The 1,453-nt window shown below is 46.8% G+C and carries 2 protein-coding genes; both read left to right on the top strand.

Going from position 1 to position 1,453, the window contains the following annotated elements:
* The coding region (gene fusA, locus ACTHUM_RS13990; protein WP_440403170.1) for an elongation factor G at nt 1–1,259 on the top strand (1,259 nt) is incomplete at its 5' end.
* Nucleotides 1,260–1,344: 85 nt separating this feature from the next.
* Nucleotides 1,345–1,453: GTP-binding protein (locus tag ACTHUM_RS13985; RefSeq protein WP_238524244.1), on the top strand; the 109-nt coding region annotated here is incomplete at its 3' end.

Genomic DNA, 1,453 nt, shown 5'->3' with positions numbered 1-1,453 from the left:
TAGAATTGCTGCCTGCTCCTACCGACATTCCTCCAGTTCAAGGTGTTAACCCTAACACTGAAGAAGCCGACAGCCGTCAAGCCAGCGATGAAGAGAAATTCTCTGCATTGGCGTTCAAAATGTTGAACGATAAATACGTTGGTCAGTTGACTTTCATCCGCGTTTACTCTGGTGTTGTGAAATCCGGTGATACCGTATTGAACTCAGTAAAAGGTACTCGCGAACGTATCGGTCGTCTGGTGCAAATGACTGCTGCAGACCGTACTGAAATTGAAGAAGTACGCGCTGGTGATATTGCAGCTGCGATCGGTCTTAAAGACGTTACCACTGGTGAAACCCTGTGTGCTGAAAGCGCACCAATCATCTTGGAACGCATGGAATTCCCTGAGCCGGTAATTCACATTGCTGTTGAACCAAAAACCAAAGCCGACCAAGAGAAAATGGGTATTGCCCTGAACCGTCTGGCGAAAGAAGACCCTTCTTTCCGCGTTCGTACAGACGAAGAATCCGGTCAAACCATTATTTCCGGTATGGGTGAATTGCACTTGGAAATTATTGTTGATCGTATGAAACGCGAATTCGGTGTGGAAGCTAACATTGGTGCGCCTCAAGTTGCATACCGTGAAACTATCCGCAAAGAAGTTGAAGCTGAATACAAACACGCTAAACAATCCGGTGGTAAAGGTCAATACGGTCACGTTGTGATCAAAATGGAACCTATGGAGCCGGGTGGTGCAGGTTACGAATTTATCGACGAAATTAAAGGTGGTGTGATTCCTCGCGAATTCATTCCGTCTGTCGATAAAGGTATCCGCGATACCCTGCCTAACGGTATCGTTGCAGGTTACCCAGTAGTTGACGTACGCGTACGTTTGATCTTCGGTTCTTCACACGACGTTGACTCCTCTCAACTGGCGTTCGAATTGGCTGCTTCTCAAGCCTTTAAAGAAGGTATGCGTAAAGCCAATCCTGCTCTGCTTGAGCCAATCATGGCAGTTGAAGTGGAAACCCCTGAAGAATACATGGGTGACGTAATGGGCGACTTGAACCGTCGTCGTGGCGTTGTATTGGGTATGGATGATGACGGTATCGGCGGTAAAAAAGTCCGTGCCGAAGTACCTCTGGCAGAAATGTTCGGTTACTCAACCGACCTGCGTTCTGCAACCCAAGGTCGCGCTACTTACTCCATGGAGTTCAAAAAATACGCTGAAGCTCCTGCTCACGTAGCTGCTGCTGTAACTGAAGCCCGCAAAGGCTAATCAGAAAAGACCGTCTGAAACTGAAAATAAATTTTCAGACGGCCATTGTTCTTTAATCGATCTTTATATGTAAAGGAATTAGCTCATGGCTAAGGAAAAATTTGAACGTAGCAAACCGCACGTAAACGTTGGCACCATCGGTCACGTTGACCATGGTAAAACCACTCTGACTGCTGCTTTGACTACTATTTTGG

It is taken from the genome of Neisseria sp. P0021.S006 (genome assembly GCF_051956895.1).
The sequence above is the reverse complement of the archived record's forward strand: the minus strand, read 5'-3'. Positions and strand labels throughout refer to the sequence as shown.